Source organism: Cryobacterium sp. GrIS_2_6 (assembly GCF_035984545.1).
In the GTDB taxonomy this organism is placed as follows: domain Bacteria; phylum Actinomycetota; class Actinomycetes; order Actinomycetales; family Microbacteriaceae; genus Cryobacterium.
Genome location: NZ_JAXCHP010000001.1, coordinates 837,801 through 857,486, shown reverse-complemented (window position 1 = coordinate 857,486; position 19,686 = coordinate 837,801). Strand labels below are relative to the sequence as shown.

Sequence of the window (19,686 nt, the reverse complement as noted above, 5' to 3'; positions counted from 1 at the left end):
CCGTTAGGAGCCCCCGTGGCCCGATACAAATTTGTCCACGATTTCGCCGAAGTCTTCGCCCACCTCGTACACGGCCCCGATGCTCTCGTGCACCGCGACGGCGACGACGCGGAAGGCTCCACCGTCGTCCTGAATCCGGGCGACGAGATCACCCTCACTGAACCTCTCGAACACGCGCACCTGGTGCCGGTCGAAGAGCCCACCAAGCCCACCAAGGCTCCCAAGTCGACCGAATCGAAGGAATAACACATGCCCGCATCGACGTTTGCCCCGGCGAATCTGCAGTGGATGGGCCTCGCAAAAGAGACCACCCGCGGCGTCGCCATGGCCGCCCCCACATTCTGGGTCCCGGTCGACTCGCCCACATGGGTTCCGACCCGCCCCCCGATCGTCGACGGCGCCCTCCGCGGTTCCATGGCCGGTGAGTACGAGCAGCAGCAGGGCCAGGGCCACGACACCATCGCCTACAAGACGTACTTCTACCTCGACTCGGTGTACCCGCACCTGCTCGCCGTCCTCGGTAACCCGGACACCATCGGCGGTGCCGGCCCGTACACGCACAAGACGGCCCTATACAACGGTTCTGGCGGGGACGCGGCCCAGCCGCCGTCCTACACCGTCTTCTACAACGACGGCGCGGGCAAGGTCCTCGCCATGCCCGGCGCCATCCCGTCGACGGTGAAGATCACCATCAAGCCTGAGGGCCTCGCCGAGCTCAACGTCACGTGGGTGGGGTCTTCCGGCCACGGCGATCACCCCGCCCGCCAACACTCCGACGACGGCCAAGCCGATGCCGGGCTGGAATACCATCATCACCCTCGGCGGAACCGCCCTCTCGACCTTCTCCGAGGTTGACGTCGAGTACAAGCGTGCCACCGAGATCATCCCGGCGGTCACGGGCACGCAGACACCGTTCGCGATCTTCGGCGGCCCGGTCACCGTGGCCGGTTCCATCACGGCGATCTACCAAGGGTACACCGCTGACACGAACCTCCAGGATTACCTCACCAACACCCAGCCGACCCTGCTCGTGAAGGTCGCCCCGGCCGGCGACGCGGTGAATTCGATCCTGTTCCAGCACTCGAAGGTCACCTACGACGTCGCGGCCCCATCCGGCACGAACAAGTGGATGGAAGTGAAGGCGACCACAAAGATGCTTGCCAACGCCACGGACGCTCTCGGCGGCGGATTCTCTCCCGCCCAGGTGATCCTCACCTCCGCACAGTCCACCGCCTACTAACCCACCTATCGGAGGCAATCATGGCAGCACAGAAAGATGATCTATACCGGACTCGCATCCCTGGCGGGTCCGCGTCGTTTTACAAGCTCAAGGAGCTTTCGAACCGTCGCGAGGAGGAGCTGGCTGTGGCCGGGACCCCGGCCGAGGGTGCGATTCGGAAGATTCAATCGGCCCGCTCGGTGACCGCGGACGGGTTCGAGCCGGCCGAGTCGGCTGCGCTTACCGGGGCGGACGTGCACCTCACCCGTGAGGAGGCCCGCGACATCCTGTATCTGAACAACACGGTTGCGTGGGTGCTGCTGAAGTCGTGGACGCTCAAGCGTGACGGCAAGCCGATCCCTCTCCCGCAGTCCGTCGATGATCTTCTGGACCTGCCGAAGGACACGAAGAAGGCGATCGCGGACCACGCGCAGAAGATCTTCGCGGCCGAGCGTGTCGTCGCCGAAGATTCCTTCCAGATCGACCCGGGCATCGAGGAGCCGGACTCCCCTACTGGGGCCTCCGACACCTAGAGTCTGCGCTTCGGGATGGGGGCGCAATGCCCCTGTCCCTGCGTGCGTCGAGGGCGAACAACGAATATCTGTTTCGCAAACTCATCCCGATGACTCACGACGAATACATGGACGAACCGGGCGACGTCATCGAGTGGACGCTGCGAATCGACCAGCTGTACAAGGCGGAAGAAGCACGGCACAACTCGTGATTTGAGGGTGATTCTGTGGGCTGGTTGGGGATCTCCGAATTCGAGTCCGCGCTGAAGAAGGTTGCGGCTCAGGCTGACGACGCCTCGAAAATCATTGTCGCTAAGTCCGCGGCGGTCGTGGTCAAAGAGGCCATGAGCAACTTCGAGGGCACCCGTAAACGGATCATGGGCCCGCGGGCCGAGAAATACGGGCATCTCGTCGCGGACCGTCACGTGGGCGGCGATAAGCCGAATGTCATCTCGGGCGACCTGCGCCGCTCGATCAAGGCGGACCCGATCACCCGGTTCGGTTTCACCGAGTACGGCACCAAGGTCGCCCCGCGGATGGCTTACGGCCGTCGTGTCGAGCTGGGTCTGAACGGGTCCAAGGGCTACCCGTTCTTCGAGCCCGGAGTTCTGAATGCCCGGCCGTTGCTTGCCGCAATTGCACGGGATGCCTGGGCGGAAATCGTCCGCCTCTGATTTTTCACAACTCAAAACTGATCGAGGTGCCCCGTGGAAATGTTTCCCCCGCTGGTTTTGGAGCTGAGGGCAAAGGCTGGGGAGCTCTACAGCGAGCTCGGCAAGGTCAAGGGCGAGGTCTCCAAGATGGAGAAGGAGACTGACGGGTCTTCCTCCAAAATGCAGCACGCTTTCCAGACGACGGCAGTTGCTGGCAAGGCGATCACGTTCGGCGTCGTCGCCGCTGGCGGGGCAATCGCCGGTTTCAGCCTGGAGGCTGGGGCTGCCGCCGAAGTCGTGGACGCGAAGCTGAAAACGGCTGTCCAGAACGCGGGCGGTTCCATGGAGGAGCTAGAACCGAAGGTTGCCGGGCTCGACTCGACGATGCGCGGTTACGGGTTCACCAACGACCAGACGAACACCGCCCTCGCGACCCTCACTATGTCTTTGAAGGACCCGGAGAAGGCCATGTCCGTCATGGGTGTGGCCGCGGACCTCGCCAAGGCGAAGAACATGGACTTGAACGCCGCAGCGCTCCTCGTTGCGAAGGGCATGGAGGGGCAGACGAAGCCCCTGAAAGCTCTCGGCATCGACATGCCCATTTATGCGGGCAACGCGCAAGCGGTCCGTCTCGCGCAGGATGCTCTCGCGAAGGCGCAAGACAACGTGAACGCGATCCTCGCGAAGACCCCGGGCGCGGCCGACTCGGCATCGAAGGCTCACGGCGCGTACGAGAAAGCTGTCGCCGCCAGCCAGCTCGCACAGGAGAAACTCACCGAGAAGCAGGGCGCCGGCGACGAGATCCTCAAGACCCTCTCCGACAGGGTGAAGGGTTCCGCGGACGCGTTCGGCGATACTTTCGCGGGCAAGCTCGCGCAGGCCAAGGCTGGCGTAGAGGCCATGGGCGAGAAGCTCGGCGGCATGCTCATCCCCATCGTGGAGAAGGTCATCACGGTCGGGTCTCAATGGGCCGACTATCTCGACCAGAACAGGCCGCTGCTATACACGATCGCGGGAATCATCGGCGGCGTCCTCGTGATCGCCATCGGCGCGTACACAGTGTCCATGATCGCCGCGGCCGTAGCGACAATCGCCGCAACATGGCCGATCCTGCTCATCATTGTGGGCATCGGATTGCTGGTCGCCGCGATCCTCTGGCTCGTCGCGAACTGGGATCAGGTGACGTCATTTCTGCAAACCACTTGGCAGGCTGTCGCCGGATTCTTCGTATCTGTCGGTGACGGTATCGCGTCGTGGTGGAACGGATTATGGTCCGGGATCGGCCAATTCGCGTCGGACACATGGAACGGACTCGTCGGATTCGCCCACGATTCCTTCAATAACCTGTGGCTGGGCCTGCGCATCATCGGCGACGGGATCTCGTCCTGGTGGTCTGGATTGTGGCGGGGTTTCGGCGGCATGGTCGGCGACGGCTTCAACGGTGTCGTCGGCTTCGTCAAGGGAATCTTCAACAACGTTATTGACGTCGTGAACGGGCTCCTCGGGCCGATCAACGGCATCTTGTCGGCCGGGTCGGTGATCGGCATCCACCTGGCCCTCCCGACCCTGCCGCACTTTGATATCGGCACCGACCGGGTGCCTGGCGCGGATGGCACTCCGGTGCCTGCTGTCATCCACGGCGGCGAGGCGGTCCTGTCCACGGACATGCTCGCCGGTCGGAAGGCCATGCCCTCCCGGGTCACGGCTGCGGTGAACGCACAGCAGGGCCAGCAGGGCGCAACAGCAGCCCCGGCCACTCGCTCACAAACGGTGCAGGTGTTTGCGCAAACCAACGCGGACCCGCACCGGATCGGGGCTGAGGTCGGCTGGGGTCCTCCGCGGCCTCGGATGAACAACACGAAACGGCGGAGGTAGCCCATGCCATACTCTGGCGCAACGCTTTACCCCGGGGTCACCACGTATCCCGGCAGCACTCTCGTGGCCGCGTTCCAGGGGTCCTTCAACGGGCTCCTGTTCGGTCCAGGCACGGACGTGCAGTTCACGAAGATCGACGGATTGCGCGCCCTGCCCGCACTGCGGTCCGGTGACGTTGTAGTTCCGCGCCGGGACGGCTCGTATCCCGGCGTGAACCTGCTGGGCTCACGGATCTTTGTTGTCGACCTGATGGTGACCGTCACCTCGCAGCCGTTCGAAACAGTCCTGTCGGGTGTGGCGAACGCCTTGCAGAACATCTCGGACCCGGCGAAGCAGCTGCAACTGCAGTTCCTCGCCCCGGGGTGGGCCGGACCGCGGCAGATCACGTGTCGCCCTACGAAAGCGGCCCTGCCGATCGACTTGGACTATTCCTTTCACAAGGCTGTCATCCCGGTCGAGTTCACCGCGGCCGATCCGCTCCTGTATGACACGGTGCTCCAAACCGCGTCCGCCGGACTGCCGTCGCCGACGGCCGGAATCACGTTTCCGCTGACGTTTCCGGCATCGTTCGGAGCGTCCACAGGTGGTTCCATGCAGGTCAACAATGCGGGGAACTACGCGACCGCCCCCGTCTTCACCATCACCGGCCCGTGCACGAACCCGAGCCTCACGAACTCATCAACGGGCCAGTTCATGAAGCTGAACCTGACCCTGGCAGCCTCCGACTCGGTGGTCATTGACATGGGCACGCGGAGCATCATGCTCAACGGCACGGCTACACGGTTCAACGCTGTGGCAACCGGGTCCAACTGGTTCACGCTGCCGCCCGGGTCATCCACGATCCGTGTGGCCTCAGCGGATAGCGCACAAGTCGCTGCCCGGTTCAGTATCGGTTTCCGCTCGGCTTGGGGGTTTGCCTGATGGTCGAAACGTTCCGGGTGTTCGCGTACGACTTGAACACGAACACAAGACTGACTGAGCTTTCCGTGCAGAATCTGTCCTTTGATACCCGGCTCAACGATTCCGGTTCGATCGGGTTCGAGATCAATTTGCAGAACCCTGACAGCGCCCTCTCGGCCGGCCCGATCCTCAGCTACGACGGCATCCCCTTCGCCGTGTATGTGGACCGGAATGGCACCATCGTGTGGGGTGGGATCGTCTGGACAGGCGCGTTCGCGCGATCGAGTGGGATGCTTCCCGTCACGGGCAAGGAGTTCGGCTCCCATTTCAACCAGCGTGTGATCGCCGCCGACTATTCCGCGATCACCTACCCGGCGGGGATTGACCCGGCGCAACTGGTGTTCAAGGCGTACACGGACGCGCAGAACGTGGCCCTGTGCGGGCCCGGAGCATCCATCGGACTGACCGTGGTCGGGGGCACGTCGACGATCCCGCCGTTCATCCCGGGGTACCCGGTCACGCAGCACACGACGGTCTCGCAGGTTGCTGCCGACATGGCCTCCGTTTCCGCCCCCGGCGCGGGGTCGGTGGACACGACCATCACCTGCTACTGGGATGCCAACGGCAACCCGCAGCGTGTTCTAAGAATCTGGTCGCCGCGCGCCGGCCGGACGGCAGCGTTCACCGGGCTCGCCTTCGACATGACCTCGTGCCTGGACTACACGTGGCCGACGGACGCCACGAAAATGGGCACGACCATCATTGCGACGGGCTCAGGGACCGGGGCAGCCACCCCCACGGCAACGGTCTACTCTGCCGCCCCAGTCGGTGGCCTCGGCCAGGCACCCCGCCTCGATCAGGTCATCTCGTTCAGCAACGTGGAATCCGTGGCGCAGGTGACTGCGATGGCGAACGGGTACGCGCTCCTCAACGGCCTCCCTGTCGCCACACCCACCCTCACCCAGCCGACCGCGGCAGAGCCACAGCTGGGATCCTGGCTTGCAGGCGACGACGCCCGGCTCTGGACGCCCGGCGATGGGCGATTCCCGAACGGCAAGGACCAGTTCTGGCGCATCATCCAGTTCTCCACGAAGGTTCCTGACGCGGGCGTTGCCACCGTCACTCTCACCTTCAACCGACCGCCGATCATTTAGGAGCAGCGTGCAGATAGATCTCGGCCCAGCGCACGACTTGGCCAAACGACTGTCCACGATGGAATCCAACATCGCCAAGCTCTCCACCCGCGACGTGTTGCAGAACGCGTCCATCGGAACGGGTGGTCTGACCGTGAACGGCGGCTCGATCAACATCACGGGCGGCGGGGCTCTGACTGTCTCCGGCACGGCTACCTTCTCAGGCTCGCTCACGGTGCCTGCTGGGTCGTTGAACACGGGTGGCGCGATCACCGCGGGCACGTCAGTCACAGCAGGAACATCCCTCAACGGGCAGTCGTTGGCGCTCTCGGGCGGGTCAGGGGCGGTCACGGGTGTTTCTTCCCTGGCTGCGACCGGGGCGCTCAGCGGGGCATCTCTCGCCGCCTCCGGTGCGGTCACGGCCGGGTCGCTCTCCTCCGTGGGCGGGGTCGCGGTCGGCGGCGCGGTCACCGGTGCGACGACCATCGCTGCCTCCGGCGCGGTCAGCGGAACCACGGGAACGTTCAACTCCGGGATCTACTCCACGGACGCCCGCAACTTCACCGTCGTCACCGGGTATGCGTCGAGCTGGATCGACTCGAGCGGGCACCTCGGCATCTCCGCATCGACAGAACGCTTCAAGAAGGACATCGCGCCCTGGGCTGGCATTGACCCCGAAGTTGTGCTCAGCATTCTTCCGATGCAGTACCGGCTGGCGATTCCCGACCGGATCGTCCCCGTCGTCGACGAATCCACCGGCGTGCAGGCCCTCGACCCCGAGACTGGTCTCCCCGTGACACGGATCATCGCAGGATTCGAGGAAGCCGAGACCGACGCACTCCACGTCGGATTCATCGCCGAGCGACTCGTCGAGGCTGGCATTCCGCAGACCGTCGTCTACGACTCGGACGGGCTCCCAGTCTCACTCAACTATTCGGAATGGGTCATTCCGCAGCAGGTAGCCCTCCGTTACCTGCGCGGACTGGTCACGGCCCAGCAGGTCCAAATCGATGCGTTGAGTCTGCGACTGACGAACGCGGGAATCGTTTAGGGCTTGAATGGTGTCGCGCACTCGGGGTGAGCGGGGTCCGGGAGTGTGATGTGGAAGCAGATATCAGGGAAGCAGCTGGTGTCGTTTCCGGCATCCCCGGAGTTTGCTGAGCTTCCTGCTGGGCACTTGACCAGGCCTGAGGGCGCGGCAACCGTTGGGGCGGCGCTCGCGTGCGAGGTTGACGCGACGGGCACAGACGCGGCATGAGCGGCGACAGTGGCCGCCTGGGCATCCGCGGCCGCCTGTGCGGCAGCAGCAGCCTGAGCTGCGGCCTGAGCCGCCGCAGCGTCCGCGGCAGCCTGAGCCGCGGCGGCAGCCTGAGCCGCGGCGGCAGCCTGCTCGTCCGCGAGGACGGCCGCGACCTGCTCCGCGGTCTGCGCCGTGTAGTCGGCCCGCTGGCTCCCCGCGGTGTCCGTCATCGACGGGTTCGCCGGGGCTGTTTCCGCCGTCGCCGTAGACAACGCACCGAAGCCCGCACCCGCCACCACCAACGCGGCCACAACCATCCCGACCTTCGCGGCCCGGCTGAATTTGTTCATCGTTCCCCCTCATCCAATGACGACACCTTACGCCCTGCCGCGCACCCGCGATCAGCAATTTCCGCAAACCCACTATTAGGGAGCCCACATTGGCTATTCAGCTTGTACCTTTCGCCCTCCAGAATGCTTCGCATTCGGCGGCTCTCTTCCGCCAGTCGGCAAGCGCAGGATGGTCGACCGCGGGCGTGATCGGTCTGGGCGAGCTCTCCGTCACCGCGCAGAGCACACCGAATATGAGCGTTCAAATCTCGGCCGGGCGGGCGAAGGTGCTCGGTTCGAGCATCGCGCCGCCGTCCGGGTTCACGTTCACCACGCAGGGGTTCTACGACGTCCTGAACGACGCGGCCGCAACGGTCACTGTCGCGGCCGCCGACGCGACGAACCCGCGCATCGATGTCGCGTACGTGCAGGTGCAGGACTCGTACTACGCGGGGGCAACAAATCAGGCCGTCCTCGGTGTTGTGACCGGCACCCCGGCAACATCGCCAGTGGCACCGGCGACCCCTTCCAACGCTCTCGCCCTGGGGACGATCGCCGTTGCCGCGAACGCGACCGTGATCGTCGCCGGGAACGTCGCGAGGGTCGCCGCCATGGCGATCCCCACGCCCACGCCCGCGTCAGTGAATTCGGGGGGCCTCACCCTGGTCAAACCCACGTCGGTCTCTGGTGCTGGCTCGCCCACAGTGTCCGCCCTCGGGACGGTGACATTCTCGGCAACGACGGCGGTGGGCATCAACGGTTGCTTCTCCGCCCTGTACGACAACTACTGCGTGCTGCTGAACGTGACGTCCGCCAGCGCCCCGGATGATGTCGCCGTGCGAGTGAGCGCGGCAGGGGTCGCCCAGTCCGCTGCGAACTATGTCCGGGCGGCCGCGGCGATGGTCTCCGTCTCCCCGTCATACACGTACACGTCCGGGGCGACTTTCACAGCCATCGGCAGGGTCGCGACATCGGGCGGCGACATCAAGGCGGAGATCCTGTCCCCGTTCAACATGCGTCCGACACGGCTCACGGCTTCAGCGATGGATGGCGATGGGTACTACGAGCAGTTGGGCGGATCCCACAACGCGGCGTTCTCCGCTGACGGGCTCACCCTCTTCGCGCTCGCGGGCTCCACGTTAGCTGGCACGGCCCGCATCTACGGCTACAACAACGGCTAGGAGATCCCATGCTTGACGGCATCGACGCGGCAACCCCGCAGAGCTCACTCGACTGGGCGCTCGCGCACGCGCAGGGGTTCCGGCACCCCTACATCAAACTCGGCGGCGACAACAATGGCCGGTATGTTGCGCCGCACTACGCGGCCGAGTGCGATCTCGCCCGGAGTGCGGGAGAGGGCGGCATCGGGCACTACTGGGTGCCCTCCGCAGCGAAGGACCCGACTGAGGCCGCCGACTACTTCGTGGACCACCTTCACGGGTGGGCTCCCGGCGACTTCTGGGTCTTGGACAACGAGCCCCTCGACGGGTGCCGGCAGTACAACGACGGCCAGGCGGCAGCGTTCGCGAACCGGGTCAACGCGCGTCTGCGAACCAGCGGGCTGCAGGGGAAGACCTACCTCGGGCTGTCGGTCGCGAACTCGCAAAGCTGGCCGGCACTTCTCGCCACCGGTTGCGACATTGTCATCGCCGCGTACTCGTACGCACCATTCGCCTACACGCTGGCCACGATCCCCGCCGACCGCAACCACGGGCACCAGACGGGCGGCGTCACCATCGGCGGCATCGCCGTCGACCACGACGTGTGGAAAGACGACGCGTTCAACTTCGCCGCCACCGCGGCCACCACCATCACCCCGCTTGCACCCCCGACACCGAAGGACGACGACATGACCGTTTACCTCAAGCCCACCGACAATTCCAGCCCGCTCCCTGACGGCACCAGTCGCATCTGGACCGGCTACCGCACCCTCGACGGCATCGAGTACGCCGACGTGTGGGGCGTTGACGGCAACGGCACAGCACGCCGGCTGACCGCGATCCAGTGGCGCATCCTCAACGCCCTGCCCAAGACGGCGATCACCCTCAACGTGGTCGAAGTCACCGGCAACGAGCTCGAGCAGATCGTCTTCGCACCCGCATTCTGACCCCCCACTCGCGCCGTCGAGAGGCGGCCTCACCCCTGGAGGGGAAATGCAAACCCTGAATCAACGTATCGGTGCACGCATCACCCGCATCGTGGGCACCATGTGGGCGGCATACCTGTTCACCCTGCTCGCCCTCGTCTCACTGCCCGCTGTGATCGCGTCGGGCGATTCTGTGATCCTCGTCGCATGGATCGCCCAGACGCTGTTACAGCTCGTCCTGCTGCCCGTCATCATCGTGGGCCAGAACTTGCAGGCCGCGAAGGTTGAAGCCCGTGACGCCGAGCATGCGGCGAAGGTCGAAGCTCGCGACATCGAAATGTGGACGACGATCATGCGCGACAGTGCAGAGAATCACGCAGCCGCATCGTTAGAACGCGACGAGATGACGGAGATCCTGACGGACCTCCGCGAGATGGTCAAGGCACAAGCATGACCATCGCTCAGGAGTGGACACCCGACATGCTGCGAACCCTCATGCAGCAGCAGATCGACTCACTGCAAACCCTCATGACCCAGCAGGTGTCTGACCTGCGGACCATGCTCGACGAGCGGTATGCGACCCAGACCCGCGCCGTCGACGCCGCCTTCTTGGCCCAGTCCACCGCCATGGCAACCGCGCTCACCGCCGCCAAACAAGCTGTGGAGACGGCCCTGCAGGCGCAGGAGAAAGCCGTCGACAAGGCCGAGGCTGCCGCCGAAAAGCGCTTCGATGCCTTTCGACTTGAGTCTGACATGCAAATCCGGGCCCAGGGCGAGAAGCAGGACACCGACTCCGCGCGACTCTCGGACCGGCTGAATAAGTTGGAGCTCCGCCTCACGTCCCGGCTTGACCTCGATCAGGGGCAGGCCACGGGCACCACGGATGCGAGCGCCCTGCACCGGATCGCCATCGCACAAGGCTGGGCGATCGCGGGCGTCGTCGTCGCCATGATCGCCGCCGTCGTATCCCTCGCCATCCTCGTCACCCACCCCTAGGAGAAATCATGTCCACCATCGTCCAAACCATCACCACGAACATCTTGAAGCGGGCGTGGGGTGACATCGAACCGAAGCTGTGGGCGTGGCTCGCGACCGGTGTCACCGCAACTGTCGTCGTCAAGGCGGCCGCGTACGCAGGCATCGCGATCGATCCTGCCGCCGCTCTCGCTGTCTCAACGCTCGTCGGCCTCATCGCGGGTTACCTGAAGTCGAGCACGGAGCGTGTGGCCCCGGTCCTGCCCGCCGTTGAAGTGCCCGCTCAGCCTGCCATCGTGACCCCGGCCGCCCCGATCGTGGACGCCCCGGCCCCTGAGGTTGTCACCATCATCCCGGAGCCCCCCGTCGCAGCGATTGTGACGCCCGTTTCTGTCCCCGCGGTTGTCCCTGTCGTCCCAACCGTCTGATGTGCGAGTGCAAGCACCCCTGCAACCAGCCGGGGTGCCAGCACGACCGCGCCTGTGACTAATGCAAACACCCCAGCTAGGAGACATCATGCCCTTCACCCCCAAGGTCTACCAGGACGGTGCGGCAGGTAACACTCCGATCCTCGCGGCTGACCTCAACGCGCTCGAGAACGAGGCTGCAGCCGAAGACATCCTCATCCTGGGGTCCGCGGCCGCGAATGCATTCGCCGTCCATACCGCCGCCCTTGCCACGCACACGGCACAGATCGCAGCGGGCGATATCACCAACCCGGCATCCCCGGCCGCGGCTGTCATCGTCCCCCGGTGGACCCCCAGCACCGTCTACGCAGCATCCGCCATGGTCACCTCCCCGAACGGCGACAACGTGACCGCCCTGGCAGCGCACACCTCGGGGAGCACGTTCACCCCGGCGAACTGGGCGCTCTCACCCGTGCTATCTGCCACGTTTGCACGATCCGCTGCGGCCCGTTTCGCACCCGGACGGCGATGGGCATTCCTCGGTGATTCGATCACGTACGGCAGCAACGCAGCAGCACTCTACAGCTATGTGGACGTGGCGCTCCGTGGTGCAGGGGCACGAGCTCGAGACATCGCGGACGGGTCGATCAATGCGGGCGTGCCCGGTGATACCAGCAATGGTGCTCTCGGCCGCTTCGATGCGCAGGTGGCCGCATTCGCCCCGCAGGCAGTCCACATTCAGCTTGGGACCAACGACGTAAGTCAGGACGTAACGCTGGCCGTCTACTCCGCCAACATGAAGGCGATCGTTGCGAAGTGCAAGGCCCTCGGCATCCCGGTAACGATCGGGACCGTGCCGCCGCAGGCCGCTGGGACGGCTGGCCTCACGGACGCGCACCGTCTTCTTCGCGACTCGTACAATCTCTGGCTTCGCCTCTGGGCACCGGGCGCAGGGGTGATCCTCGCGGACACTTCTACGGCGGTGACCGACCCCGCGACAGGCGACATGCTCGCCGCCTACAGCAGCGACGGCACCCACCCAACGACGGAAGGGCACCGACTCCTCGGCCTCGCGGTCGCTGCGGCAATGAAGCAGGTTACCGACGTGCAGCCCGCATGGTTCGTATCATCCCCGTCAAAGGGTTGCCTCGTCGCAAACCCGATCATGGCTGGGGCCGGAACCATCCCGACCGGCTGGTCGGACGCGACGTGGCTCGGCGGTTCCGGGACCGTGCCGACATTCAGCCTCGTTGCCGACACGAGCGGAACCCTCACCGCCGGGCAGTGGTCGCAGTTCGCATGGACCGCAGCCGCCGCCGCATCGCAGCGCGTGCTCAGCACGGGCAACTTCCCGGGCAGTCCGTTCGCCGCGGGCACTGTGCTTCTCGTCTGCGGTCGCCTCCAGATCGATGACGTGTCCGGATGGCTCACCGCCCACGTCGTGGGCGGCGGAAATGCCAAGGTGAGCGTGGCGATCATTGATGCCGATTCGGCCGTCAACGTGGCCGTTGCAATGGTGGACGTGGACGCGGCAGGAACGATCAGCTTCGCCAAGCTCGTCACGGTCGCGGCCGCGCACACTAACATGGCCCTGACCCTGCGGGCGAACGTGCCTGTCGGGGTCAGCGTGAACATCCGGATGGGTCAAGTAGGCGTCTACAACCTGACCGCGCTCGGAGTCGGCGCGAACAACTAGGGCGTAGCCGTCAGGCAGGCAACGACGGCGTCCGCCCAGATCGTGTTCCCCTGATCGTTCGGGTGCACGCCGTCGCGGAGCTGAGTGCTCGTATCCGAGAACGCGGCGAACACATCGCAGACAACGTTCGCAGAGGCGAGAGCTTCGCGATCTCCCGCGATGTAGTCGGAGTAGTGCAGGCCGAGGGAATTGCTGCCGAGGTCGGCAATTGGTGAAGGCACGATCCCAACAATGAAGGCGTCGGGAAGTTGTGCGCGGAGATCCGCGATCGTCTGGGCGGTCAGGCTCTTGGAGTCCTTGATGCTGAGCGCCTGACCCATGTTGTTCGGAGTGCCCGGCTCAACGAACACGATGTCAGGATGGTCGGCCTCGACCGCCGCAACGCCGCCGCTTGCGCGGATCGCCTTGATTGTTTGGCCTGGGTAGCCGTGGACGCCGATCGTGAATCGGTCGCCGAGCGTGGTCTTGAGCTTCCAACCCCAGGTCTCCGCGTAGGTGCTCGCGCCGTTACCCGCTGTCAGTGAGCTTCCGAGGCTGGCCATAGCGACCGGTCCGGGCTTCGCCGCAACGAAGGTCTGGAATGCCGTCCTCGCGGCCTCCACTGTGGGCGATGCAGTCTCGGCCGGTCGAGCGTACGAAGACTCGGTGGCGCGTGGACTGAGCGCGACGACGACCAGGGCAAGCGCTGCGACCACCGTCAGGCCGATACCGACCATCGTCAGCATGCGAGTCTGCCTCGACTGGTGGTGGTTCCTCCGGCTGCGTTTCTTCCCCCGTGACATAACTTTGAGCCTACGGGGCTGCTACCCGGCAGGATGCCGAACGAGACCCCCCGAACAAGGGCACACCGCCCTCGCGTAACCCCGTCAATTCGACCCAGTACGTGTGATTCGTCCGCACGCAAATAAGGCCCTCGGCCATCCACTTCGGTGGGTGAGCCGGGGGCCTTTTCGTCGTTAACGCGCGAGCACCGCCGTCAAGCACGACGGGCAGTGACGTCCCCCGCAACTCCCCCATTCCGGGTGACACGGCGTCACATGCCAGTCGCGGCCTCATGGGGTACTGTTTAAAACTCGTTAGGCTAAACGTTAGGCTTACAAACCGTTTCCCGGATGGGGGTCGAACACCCTTGCATCCCTTTGTTTCATTGGTGCCCCCGGTTGGAATCGAACCAACGACAAGCGGATTAGAAGCTCGCTGTTTAATGGTTTTGGGGGCAATGAATCATTGAACATCCGCATGATTACGCGGTTCACATCTCGCTAGCACCCCGTAGCGCGAAGACACTTAGGCTAACGGTTAGGCTAACGTCGTGCTAGGTTCTAGACATGAGCGAAACAGGGAACACCAAGAGCAGCATCTCCCCATCCGGGAACACGGTGCCGAGCATCACCAACGCGAAAAGCCTCGAAATCAAGCTCGGCGACATTGTTGTAACCGCGGGGTCCAAGACGCAACGGGTGGTAGACGGCATTTCGAGGGGCGAGGTTCACGGCACCCGCCTGGACCGGGGCAACGTGGCCCATTCCAGGTGGCTGAACCCGGACAAGCTCACGATTCTCGGATCGGTCCTCTAGACATGCCCACCAAGACGAACACCAGAAGAACCGGAGCCGACCTCGCGCGGGAGCTCATTGCGATCACCCAGCGCATTGACGATGCCAGCTTTGGGGTGGGGGTTTACCAGTTCAACGCCGGCCCTGAACTTGCCAAGTTCCGGGCGCGTTACGCAGCGGCCTACGAAGACATGCGCGCGCTAACCGTCGAGATTTCCCAGATCTAGCTCGCAACAAAAAAGGCCTCACGGGTGTAGGAGCCCGTGAGGCCAGTTCAATCCAAGCTCTCGACAAGGAAGGAACATCATGCACTCTAGCAACCCCCGTAACGCTTCAGTCGGCAGAAGACTGGATAGGTCCGGTGTCATGTGCGGCTCAATGTGGAGCGTGCATGCCAGAAGAATCCCCGAAGGGCCGCGGCCCCCGATCATGGAGAAGGTGGCCAAGATGATGAACGACAGCCAGGAGCGCAAGGCGTGACCAAGCCTCGTGTCCCGAAGCCTGAACCCGAGGCTGTGAAGAAGACCCGCCAGCCGCGTGGGGAGCCCCGACCGTACCAGCGCGCATCCGATGGAATGTGGTGCGTGCCCGTCGAGCTCCCCTCGCGTGACGGCACACGCCGGCGCAAGGTCCTCGTCGCCAAGACCGAGGGCGCCGTGAAGCTCAAGGCAAAGAACGCCAGGCGCGACCTGCTCAAGAACGGGGATCTCTCGACGTCGAGTGTCACCGTTGAGAAGTGGATGAACATCTGGTTTGACACGATCGCGCTGAAGAAGATTGCCCCGCGTACTGCGAGCGCATACCGGGGCCAGATCAACAACTACGTGATCCCCGCGATTGGCAAGATCCGGTTGGACAAACTGACCGCTGTGCACATCTACCGGGTGGCCGATTACATCACGTCAAAGCCGAAGAACCCGAACGACCCGAGCAAGGGTTTCCTGTCCTCGACCACAGCGATGAACACGCACCGGATGCTGACGGTCGCACTCGACTATGCCGAACGCGAGTCACGCATCACGAAGAACCCCGCCAAGCTCGCTGACGCCCCACGTAAGGCCGTGGCGAACCTTGGCGTAATGACAGCCCTTGACGGCGTGAAAGTCCTACAGGCGGTCGCAGGTGACCGGCTGGGATCGCGCTGGGCGACGGCGCTACTCACGGGTGCGCGGCAAGGTGAAGTGATCGGGCTGGAGCTCGACCGGGTAACCGATGTTCTCGACCTGTCCTGGCAGCTGCAACGCATCACCTGGGAGCACGGTTGCGGCGGAACGTGCGGACGCAAGCGCGGCACCGACTGCCCGCAACAGAAGATCACGCACCCCGCCGACTGGGAATATCGACGCCTCGGAACCACCGGTCTGTGTCTCACCCGCCCGAAGTCTGCGGCAGGGTGGCGCATCATCCCCCTCGTGGAACCGCTGCGCACCATCATCGAGCGCCGCATCGCCGTGGCCGCGACCGAACCCAACCCGCACGGCCTCGTGTGGACGCAAGATCCCAAGCTGAACCGGGGCGGCGCTAAGGGTACGATACGTGTCCGGCAGCCCCTTGACGGCTCACCCCTCGACCCCTCCCCCGACAACCTCGCCTGGCACGCCGTACTCGAACGCGCCGGGGTCGCAAGTGTCCCCCTGCACGCCGCACGACACACAACCGCGTCCCTGCTACTCGAGGCCAACGTGCCCGAAGCGATCATCATGAAGATACTCGGGCACAACTCGTTCGCAGTGACCCGCGCCTATCAGACGGTCGATCGCAAGCAACTTGACAAGGCGCTGACGGCAATCTCCGCTTTGATGCCTCTCGACGTACCCCCAAAACAGGGTTAGACATGCCTAAACCCCTGATCAGCTGTCCCCATTAATGAGGACTACACAGCTTTGGGTGTCAGCGGTGGGACATACCGTTGAACCATGCACCGAGAATGGCTCGGCGCAGGGGAAGCACTGGGGTACAAATTGAGCAAGTGTGGATACACAATCACCGAATCAGCGGATGCAGCAGGGGTCGAGGAAAGAGACATCGAAGTCGCGCTCGCCACGAACAAGCTGAGCGCCCGAAGGGTCCCGTGCATGGGATCTGACCGGGCTATCGTCCTGCACGCAGATTTGGTGGCATGGCTGGAAACCATGCCGAGATGGATTGCCTAAAGCGGCGCAATCCCTCGGTCGGGCTCGGCGTTGCGTGAACTGGACGCAGCGTCGGCCTCGGCTATCACGGCCCGAGTTTTCAAGCCGAGCGCCCAGCAGATAGCGTCGATCTGCTCGATGTCGATCTGCTTCTCGCCGGCCAGTATCTTCTGCATTTGCGGTCGCGAGATTCCCACCGCGGCGGCCAGAGCTGTCTTGGTGATGTTGTCACGGCCCATGCGGGCGCGCAGGATAGACGTAATAGCTTCTGTGAGCGGACCTGGCACGCTCTTTGTTCCTCCGGGCATGCCCCCAGTGTGCCACCGATGGAACTAATCCGCTATTTTTCGCCTAAATAGTTCCATATGGTTCCTAAACGTTCCAACGTGTGCCATGCTGTTCTACATGGAACACACCAAGCTAAGAAGAGCAAGGATCGCGACTGAGCTTCGCGCAGAACTTGCCCGACAGAACAAGACCAAGGCCAGCCTGTCACGAGCCACCGACATTGCAGTACCAGTCCTGAGACGCCGCCTAGCAGGCGTCATGCCCTTCTACGTAGATGAGCTTGACGCCTGCTGCGCTTTCCTCGGGATATCAATCTCTGAACTCCTCCAGCGTGCCGACTCCGCTGAGGTTGCAGTATGACCGCCCTCGACCGCTGGTCGAATCTGGCCCCGGCCCCTATCGCCTATGACATTCCAGGCGCGGCCCGCGCTATCGGCCAGTCGGTCGACACCATCAAGAAGGCTATCGCGGCCAACACCTTGACCCCTCGGTTTCGCAACTCGAAGCCGATGATCCTCCACAGCGACCTCCTCGAGTGGGCTGAAACTGCCCCCCTGGACAAGCCGGAACCCCTGCAGAAGTAGGGCATCTGTCCCCCGTCGCTCTCGCCGGCGTCTGGGGATCAGGTTTGCCGAACCTAAAACGGCTGCACGACCAGCTCTGCCCCATGCCACACGCCGCCTCCGGGTCCGCGTGAAGGAGGGGGCGCTCGCTCATTCATAACTACACACGGAACCCCGCGAAATAGATGAGGGGAAGCCTCCGCACGGTTTAGCACCCGGCCGGAGAGGCGCAGCAGATTCGTTGCGTAGAGCGTCAGGCCCGTAAAGCCCTCGCTCACATGACCCAGGCCACAAACGGCAGGGGAGCACGACCGCTGACCCCCTGAGGTTGGTGGGTAAGGCCGTCGATGACCGCTCTAGCGCGATCGGCGGCAGACGTGGTTACAGACGGCCCTCATGGGTACCCGGTAAGGGCTAAGCGGTCACGAGGTAACCAGCCGGTCGGCTTCGAGTCCCGACCAGCCAGTGCGTGCGCTCACTGATCGGCGCACTGGCACTCACCAACAGAGAGGTCCATATGAAATACGTCTTACTCACCCTTGCCGCGATCGTCGTGCTTGTCGGTGCGTGGTTCGGCTACTGGGCGCTCGCTCAGGCCAACCAGACCGCACAGTACGGCGTGAACACGAACGGCCAGCAGTACCAGTCGGGTCTTGTCTCCCAGGAGCGCGACCGCATCGCCGGTTACGACAAGGCGCTCGACCCCGCGCAGAAGGCACAGATCAAGGTCACCTTCTGCCAGGTCTTCCCGGACCTGAAACCGGCCCCCACCGATCTGGTGCAGGCAAACGCCCGCATCTGCTTCTAACAGAAAGAGCAACCATGAACCGCAAGAAAACCATTCTCGCCTTGGCCGCCGTGGTCGCCCTCGGGCTGGCGCTGACGGGCTGCACGGAAACGCCGAGCGCCACGCAGAACGATCAGGTGGCGTCGAACAGCCAGTTGGACCGTTACCAGAAGAACCAACCGATCCCCGCCGCTGACTGGTCCCAATACAGGCAGACGGTGATCGACGTGGAGAACGCGCAGATCCACGGGGTTGCGACGACCACGTTCTTCTTCAATCAGGGCACGCCCAAGCCGATCAAGGTGTGCCCGTCCATCGGGTTCGCCGTCCCGACGACCGCGCAGCTGACCAATCCGGACCAGATCACCAACACCAGCGGGGCGGCGGCCGGCTACGGGGTTGTCGCACAGCAGGAGCCGAGCGGCGTGTACACGGGCGCATCGTCTGGAACGTACGTCGTCTGTGTCGCCTCCGATGGGAGTAAGTACATCTCCTACTGGGAGGGCGACGTGCAGACCGAGGGTGGCGCTGCCCACTGGGACAACACGCAGGGTCTGATCCTGCTCGACGGTGCACCAACCGTCACCGCAAAAACGCAGTAGCACGACGGGCGCCGAGTCGGTCGCGGGGTTGCGGAGGTTCGAATCCTCCCGGCGCTACGCACACACGAAAAAGGCCTCACCGGTTCGAGCCAGTGAGGCCATCACGCACACGAAAGGAACGTCATGGACACCGTACCAACTATCACCGGCGCCGACACGACGAGAGCCCGAGAGTCGGACCCGCTCACCTCCCACGCCGCGGCGGACAGCAACACGAACCGGGTGCACGTCAAGGCCGCCGTACTCCGGCTGATCACGGGCCGCCCGATGACGGACGAGCAGTTGACGGCCGCGTACTTCGCCGAGCTCGACTACGTGCCCGCCGACCTCGACTCACCCCGCAAGCGGCGGTCGGAACTCACCAAGGACGGCGTGATCGAAGCATCCGGCGTCACCGCCACGGGCCGTAGTAACCGACAGGTCAACGTCTGGCGGGTGACCTCATGAGCTTCACGCCCCCGAACTTTGATCCGCACGCCGACAGCATCGACGTGCCCGCCTACGCCTGGTCTGACCCGGAGATCTCCCGCCTGGATCTGATGGAGAACCGTCAGTGGGTACGCGACGCTGTGGCGCGGAGCCTCATGCTCCCGCCCATTGTGACTGCCCCGATTGCCCCGCCCCGGAAGTCGCACAGCGCACTCGCCTGGGCTACCACGGCGCTCCTACTGGCCGTCCTCGGCCTGCTCGTTCTCGCTGTGGCGATCTCCCAGTGACCGCCATCTGGAAGGTC

Annotated in this window: 25 protein-coding genes, 1 tRNA gene and 1 pseudogene; 23 read left to right on the top strand and 4 right to left on the bottom strand. The window is 64.3% G+C overall.

Annotated elements, in window-relative coordinates:
* Positions 1–15 precede the first annotated feature (15 nt).
* The 8 genes and pseudogenes from RCH22_RS04260 to RCH22_RS04225 all read left to right on the top strand — a co-directional run bounded on the left by RCH22_RS04260 (position 16) and on the right by RCH22_RS04225 (position 7,343).
* On the top strand, positions 16–246 hold the full coding sequence (locus RCH22_RS04260; RefSeq protein ID WP_327012929.1) for a hypothetical protein: 231 nt from the start codon (positions 16–18) through the stop codon (positions 244–246).
* 3 nt (positions 247–249) lie between these two features.
* A pseudogene (locus RCH22_RS04255) lies at positions 250–1,240 on the top strand (phage tail tube protein).
* 20 nt (positions 1,241–1,260) lie between these two features.
* Positions 1,261–1,752, top strand: a complete 492-nt coding sequence (locus tag RCH22_RS04250) for a hypothetical protein (RefSeq protein WP_327012927.1) — start codon at positions 1,261–1,263, stop codon at positions 1,750–1,752.
* 206 nt (positions 1,753–1,958) lie between these two features.
* Positions 1,959–2,405, top strand: a complete 447-nt coding sequence (locus RCH22_RS04245; RefSeq protein ID WP_327012926.1) for a hypothetical protein — start codon at positions 1,959–1,961, stop codon at positions 2,403–2,405.
* Positions 2,406–2,444: 39 nt separating this feature from the next.
* The gene (locus RCH22_RS04240; protein ID WP_327012985.1) at positions 2,445–4,259 is read left to right on the top strand and encodes a hypothetical protein; all 1,815 of its coding nucleotides are present in this window, start codon (positions 2,445–2,447) and stop codon (positions 4,257–4,259) included.
* A 3-nt stretch (positions 4,260–4,262) separates the two neighbouring features.
* The gene (locus RCH22_RS04235) at positions 4,263–5,180 is read left to right on the top strand and encodes a hypothetical protein (protein ID WP_327012924.1); all 918 of its coding nucleotides are present in this window, start codon (positions 4,263–4,265) and stop codon (positions 5,178–5,180) included.
* Entirely contained in the window at positions 5,180–6,313 is a 1,134-nt protein-coding gene (locus RCH22_RS04230) for a hypothetical protein (protein WP_327012923.1), read from the top strand. The genes RCH22_RS04235 and RCH22_RS04230 overlap by 1 nt, the downstream gene beginning before the upstream one ends.
* A gap of 7 nt (positions 6,314–6,320) precedes the next feature.
* Entirely contained in the window at positions 6,321–7,343 is a 1,023-nt protein-coding gene (locus RCH22_RS04225; protein ID WP_327012922.1) for a hypothetical protein, read from the top strand.
* Here the strand turns inward: RCH22_RS04225 and RCH22_RS04220 are convergent.
* The gene (locus RCH22_RS04220) at positions 7,340–7,882 is read right to left on the bottom strand and encodes a hypothetical protein (RefSeq protein ID WP_327012921.1); all 543 of its coding nucleotides are present in this window, start codon (positions 7,880–7,882) and stop codon (positions 7,340–7,342) included. The two genes, RCH22_RS04225 and RCH22_RS04220, sit on opposite strands and share 4 nt — an antisense overlap.
* Before the next feature lie 89 nt (positions 7,883–7,971).
* On the opposite strand from RCH22_RS04220, the gene RCH22_RS04215 reads away from it, so the two are divergent.
* The 6 genes from RCH22_RS04215 (at position 7,972) to RCH22_RS04190 (ending at position 13,025) form a co-directional block, all read left to right on the top strand.
* The gene (locus RCH22_RS04215) at positions 7,972–9,042 is read left to right on the top strand and encodes a hypothetical protein (RefSeq protein WP_327012920.1); all 1,071 of its coding nucleotides are present in this window, start codon (positions 7,972–7,974) and stop codon (positions 9,040–9,042) included.
* Between the two features lie 8 nt (positions 9,043–9,050).
* Entirely contained in the window at positions 9,051–9,968 is a 918-nt protein-coding gene (locus RCH22_RS04210) for a GH25 family lysozyme (RefSeq protein ID WP_327012919.1), read from the top strand.
* Positions 9,969–10,014: 46 nt separating this feature from the next.
* Positions 10,015–10,401, top strand: coding sequence for a hypothetical protein (locus tag RCH22_RS04205; protein WP_327012918.1), 387 nt, complete (start codon positions 10,015–10,017; stop codon positions 10,399–10,401).
* Positions 10,398–10,943 carry a hypothetical protein gene (locus RCH22_RS04200; protein ID WP_327012917.1) on the top strand — a complete coding sequence of 182 codons (546 nt, stop codon included), beginning with the start codon at positions 10,398–10,400 and terminating at the stop codon, positions 10,941–10,943. Before RCH22_RS04205 ends, RCH22_RS04200 begins: the two co-directional genes overlap by 4 nt.
* Positions 10,944–10,951: 8 nt before the next feature.
* The gene (locus tag RCH22_RS04195; protein WP_327012916.1) at positions 10,952–11,350 is read left to right on the top strand and encodes a hypothetical protein; all 399 of its coding nucleotides are present in this window, start codon (positions 10,952–10,954) and stop codon (positions 11,348–11,350) included.
* A gap of 88 nt (positions 11,351–11,438) precedes the next feature.
* A complete protein-coding gene (locus RCH22_RS04190) occupies positions 11,439–13,025 on the top strand; it encodes a GDSL-type esterase/lipase family protein (protein WP_327012915.1) in 1,587 nt (528 codons plus the stop codon).
* On the opposite strand, the gene RCH22_RS04185 is transcribed toward RCH22_RS04190, so the two are convergent.
* Both RCH22_RS04185 and RCH22_RS04180 read right to left on the bottom strand, forming a co-directional pair.
* Complete coding sequence (locus tag RCH22_RS04185; protein WP_327012914.1) at positions 13,022–13,750, bottom strand: SGNH/GDSL hydrolase family protein; 729 nt, start codon at positions 13,748–13,750, stop codon at positions 13,022–13,024. The genes RCH22_RS04190 and RCH22_RS04185 overlap by 4 nt on opposite strands.
* A 423-nt stretch (positions 13,751–14,173) precedes the next feature.
* Positions 14,174–14,243, bottom strand: a tRNA-Ser gene (locus RCH22_RS04180).
* Between the two features lie 110 nt (positions 14,244–14,353).
* On the opposite strand from RCH22_RS04180, the gene RCH22_RS04175 reads away from it, so the two are divergent.
* From RCH22_RS04175 to RCH22_RS04165, 3 genes are all read left to right on the top strand, one after another.
* Entirely contained in the window at positions 14,354–14,602 is a 249-nt protein-coding gene (locus tag RCH22_RS04175; RefSeq protein WP_327012984.1) for a hypothetical protein, read from the top strand.
* A 2-nt stretch (positions 14,603–14,604) separates the two neighbouring features.
* Positions 14,605–14,808 carry a hypothetical protein gene (locus tag RCH22_RS04170; RefSeq protein WP_327012983.1) on the top strand — a complete coding sequence of 68 codons (204 nt, stop codon included), beginning with the start codon at positions 14,605–14,607 and terminating at the stop codon, positions 14,806–14,808.
* A 249-nt stretch (positions 14,809–15,057) separates the two neighbouring features.
* The gene (locus RCH22_RS04165; RefSeq protein WP_327012982.1) at positions 15,058–16,413 is read left to right on the top strand and encodes a site-specific integrase; all 1,356 of its coding nucleotides are present in this window, start codon (positions 15,058–15,060) and stop codon (positions 16,411–16,413) included.
* 317 nt (positions 16,414–16,730) lie between these two features.
* Here the strand turns inward: RCH22_RS04165 and RCH22_RS04160 are convergent, their stop codons facing one another.
* A complete protein-coding gene (locus RCH22_RS04160; RefSeq protein ID WP_327012981.1) occupies positions 16,731–16,952 on the bottom strand; it encodes a helix-turn-helix transcriptional regulator in 222 nt (73 codons plus the stop codon).
* A 166-nt stretch (positions 16,953–17,118) separates the two neighbouring features.
* Between RCH22_RS04160 and RCH22_RS04155 the strand changes: the two genes are divergently transcribed.
* From RCH22_RS04155 to RCH22_RS04130, 6 genes are all read left to right on the top strand, one after another.
* Positions 17,119–17,361 carry a helix-turn-helix transcriptional regulator gene (locus tag RCH22_RS04155; RefSeq protein ID WP_327012980.1) on the top strand — a complete coding sequence of 81 codons (243 nt, stop codon included), beginning with the start codon at positions 17,119–17,121 and terminating at the stop codon, positions 17,359–17,361.
* Positions 17,358–17,585, top strand: a complete 228-nt coding sequence (locus RCH22_RS04150) for a hypothetical protein (RefSeq protein ID WP_327012979.1) — start codon at positions 17,358–17,360, stop codon at positions 17,583–17,585. Before RCH22_RS04155 ends, RCH22_RS04150 begins: the two co-directional genes overlap by 4 nt.
* A 496-nt stretch (positions 17,586–18,081) precedes the next feature.
* Entirely contained in the window at positions 18,082–18,372 is a 291-nt protein-coding gene (locus RCH22_RS04145; RefSeq protein ID WP_327012978.1) for a hypothetical protein, read from the top strand.
* Between the two features lie 14 nt (positions 18,373–18,386).
* Positions 18,387–18,953 carry a hypothetical protein gene (locus RCH22_RS04140; RefSeq protein WP_327012977.1) on the top strand — a complete coding sequence of 189 codons (567 nt, stop codon included), beginning with the start codon at positions 18,387–18,389 and terminating at the stop codon, positions 18,951–18,953.
* A gap of 123 nt (positions 18,954–19,076) precedes the next feature.
* On the top strand, positions 19,077–19,400 hold the full coding sequence (locus RCH22_RS04135) for a hypothetical protein (protein ID WP_327012976.1): 324 nt from the start codon (positions 19,077–19,079) through the stop codon (positions 19,398–19,400).
* The gene (locus tag RCH22_RS04130; protein WP_327012975.1) at positions 19,397–19,669 is read left to right on the top strand and encodes a hypothetical protein; all 273 of its coding nucleotides are present in this window, start codon (positions 19,397–19,399) and stop codon (positions 19,667–19,669) included. Before RCH22_RS04135 ends, RCH22_RS04130 begins: the two co-directional genes overlap by 4 nt.
* Positions 19,670–19,686: the final 17 nt, after the last annotated feature.

What these genes read in the sequence shown, in the direction of transcription:
- RCH22_RS04250 (WP_327012927.1), top strand. Translation starts at nt 1,261, where the DNA reads ATGGCAGCACAGAAAGATGATCTATACCGGACTCGCATCCCTGGCGGG.
- RCH22_RS04240 (WP_327012985.1), top strand. Translation starts at nt 2,445, where the DNA reads ATGTTTCCCCCGCTGGTTTTGGAGCTGAGGGCAAAGGCTGGGGAGCTC.
- RCH22_RS04235 (WP_327012924.1), top strand. Translation starts at nt 4,263, where the DNA reads ATGCCATACTCTGGCGCAACGCTTTACCCCGGGGTCACCACGTATCCC.
- RCH22_RS04230 (WP_327012923.1), top strand. Translation starts at nt 5,180, where the DNA reads ATGGTCGAAACGTTCCGGGTGTTCGCGTACGACTTGAACACGAACACA.
- RCH22_RS04220 (WP_327012921.1), bottom strand. Translation starts at nt 7,882, where the DNA reads ATGAACAAATTCAGCCGGGCCGCGAAGGTCGGGATGGTTGTGGCCGCG.
- RCH22_RS04210 (WP_327012919.1), top strand. Translation starts at nt 9,051, where the DNA reads ATGCTTGACGGCATCGACGCGGCAACCCCGCAGAGCTCACTCGACTGG.
- RCH22_RS04205 (WP_327012918.1), top strand. Translation starts at nt 10,015, where the DNA reads ATGCAAACCCTGAATCAACGTATCGGTGCACGCATCACCCGCATCGTG.
- RCH22_RS04200 (WP_327012917.1), top strand. Translation starts at nt 10,398, where the DNA reads ATGACCATCGCTCAGGAGTGGACACCCGACATGCTGCGAACCCTCATG.
- RCH22_RS04195 (WP_327012916.1), top strand. Translation starts at nt 10,952, where the DNA reads ATGTCCACCATCGTCCAAACCATCACCACGAACATCTTGAAGCGGGCG.
- RCH22_RS04190 (WP_327012915.1), top strand. Translation starts at nt 11,439, where the DNA reads ATGCCCTTCACCCCCAAGGTCTACCAGGACGGTGCGGCAGGTAACACT.
- RCH22_RS04185 (WP_327012914.1), bottom strand. Translation starts at nt 13,750, where the DNA reads ATGCTGACGATGGTCGGTATCGGCCTGACGGTGGTCGCAGCGCTTGCC.
- RCH22_RS04175 (WP_327012984.1), top strand. Translation starts at nt 14,354, where the DNA reads ATGAGCGAAACAGGGAACACCAAGAGCAGCATCTCCCCATCCGGGAAC.
- RCH22_RS04170 (WP_327012983.1), top strand. Translation starts at nt 14,605, where the DNA reads ATGCCCACCAAGACGAACACCAGAAGAACCGGAGCCGACCTCGCGCGG.
- RCH22_RS04160 (WP_327012981.1), bottom strand. Translation starts at nt 16,952, where the DNA reads ATGGGCCGTGACAACATCACCAAGACAGCTCTGGCCGCCGCGGTGGGA.
- RCH22_RS04155 (WP_327012980.1), top strand. Translation starts at nt 17,119, where the DNA reads ATGGAACACACCAAGCTAAGAAGAGCAAGGATCGCGACTGAGCTTCGC.
- RCH22_RS04150 (WP_327012979.1), top strand. Translation starts at nt 17,358, where the DNA reads ATGACCGCCCTCGACCGCTGGTCGAATCTGGCCCCGGCCCCTATCGCC.
- RCH22_RS04145 (WP_327012978.1), top strand. Translation starts at nt 18,082, where the DNA reads ATGAAATACGTCTTACTCACCCTTGCCGCGATCGTCGTGCTTGTCGGT.
- RCH22_RS04140 (WP_327012977.1), top strand. Translation starts at nt 18,387, where the DNA reads ATGAACCGCAAGAAAACCATTCTCGCCTTGGCCGCCGTGGTCGCCCTC.
- RCH22_RS04135 (WP_327012976.1), top strand. Translation starts at nt 19,077, where the DNA reads ATGGACACCGTACCAACTATCACCGGCGCCGACACGACGAGAGCCCGA.
- RCH22_RS04130 (WP_327012975.1), top strand. Translation starts at nt 19,397, where the DNA reads ATGAGCTTCACGCCCCCGAACTTTGATCCGCACGCCGACAGCATCGAC.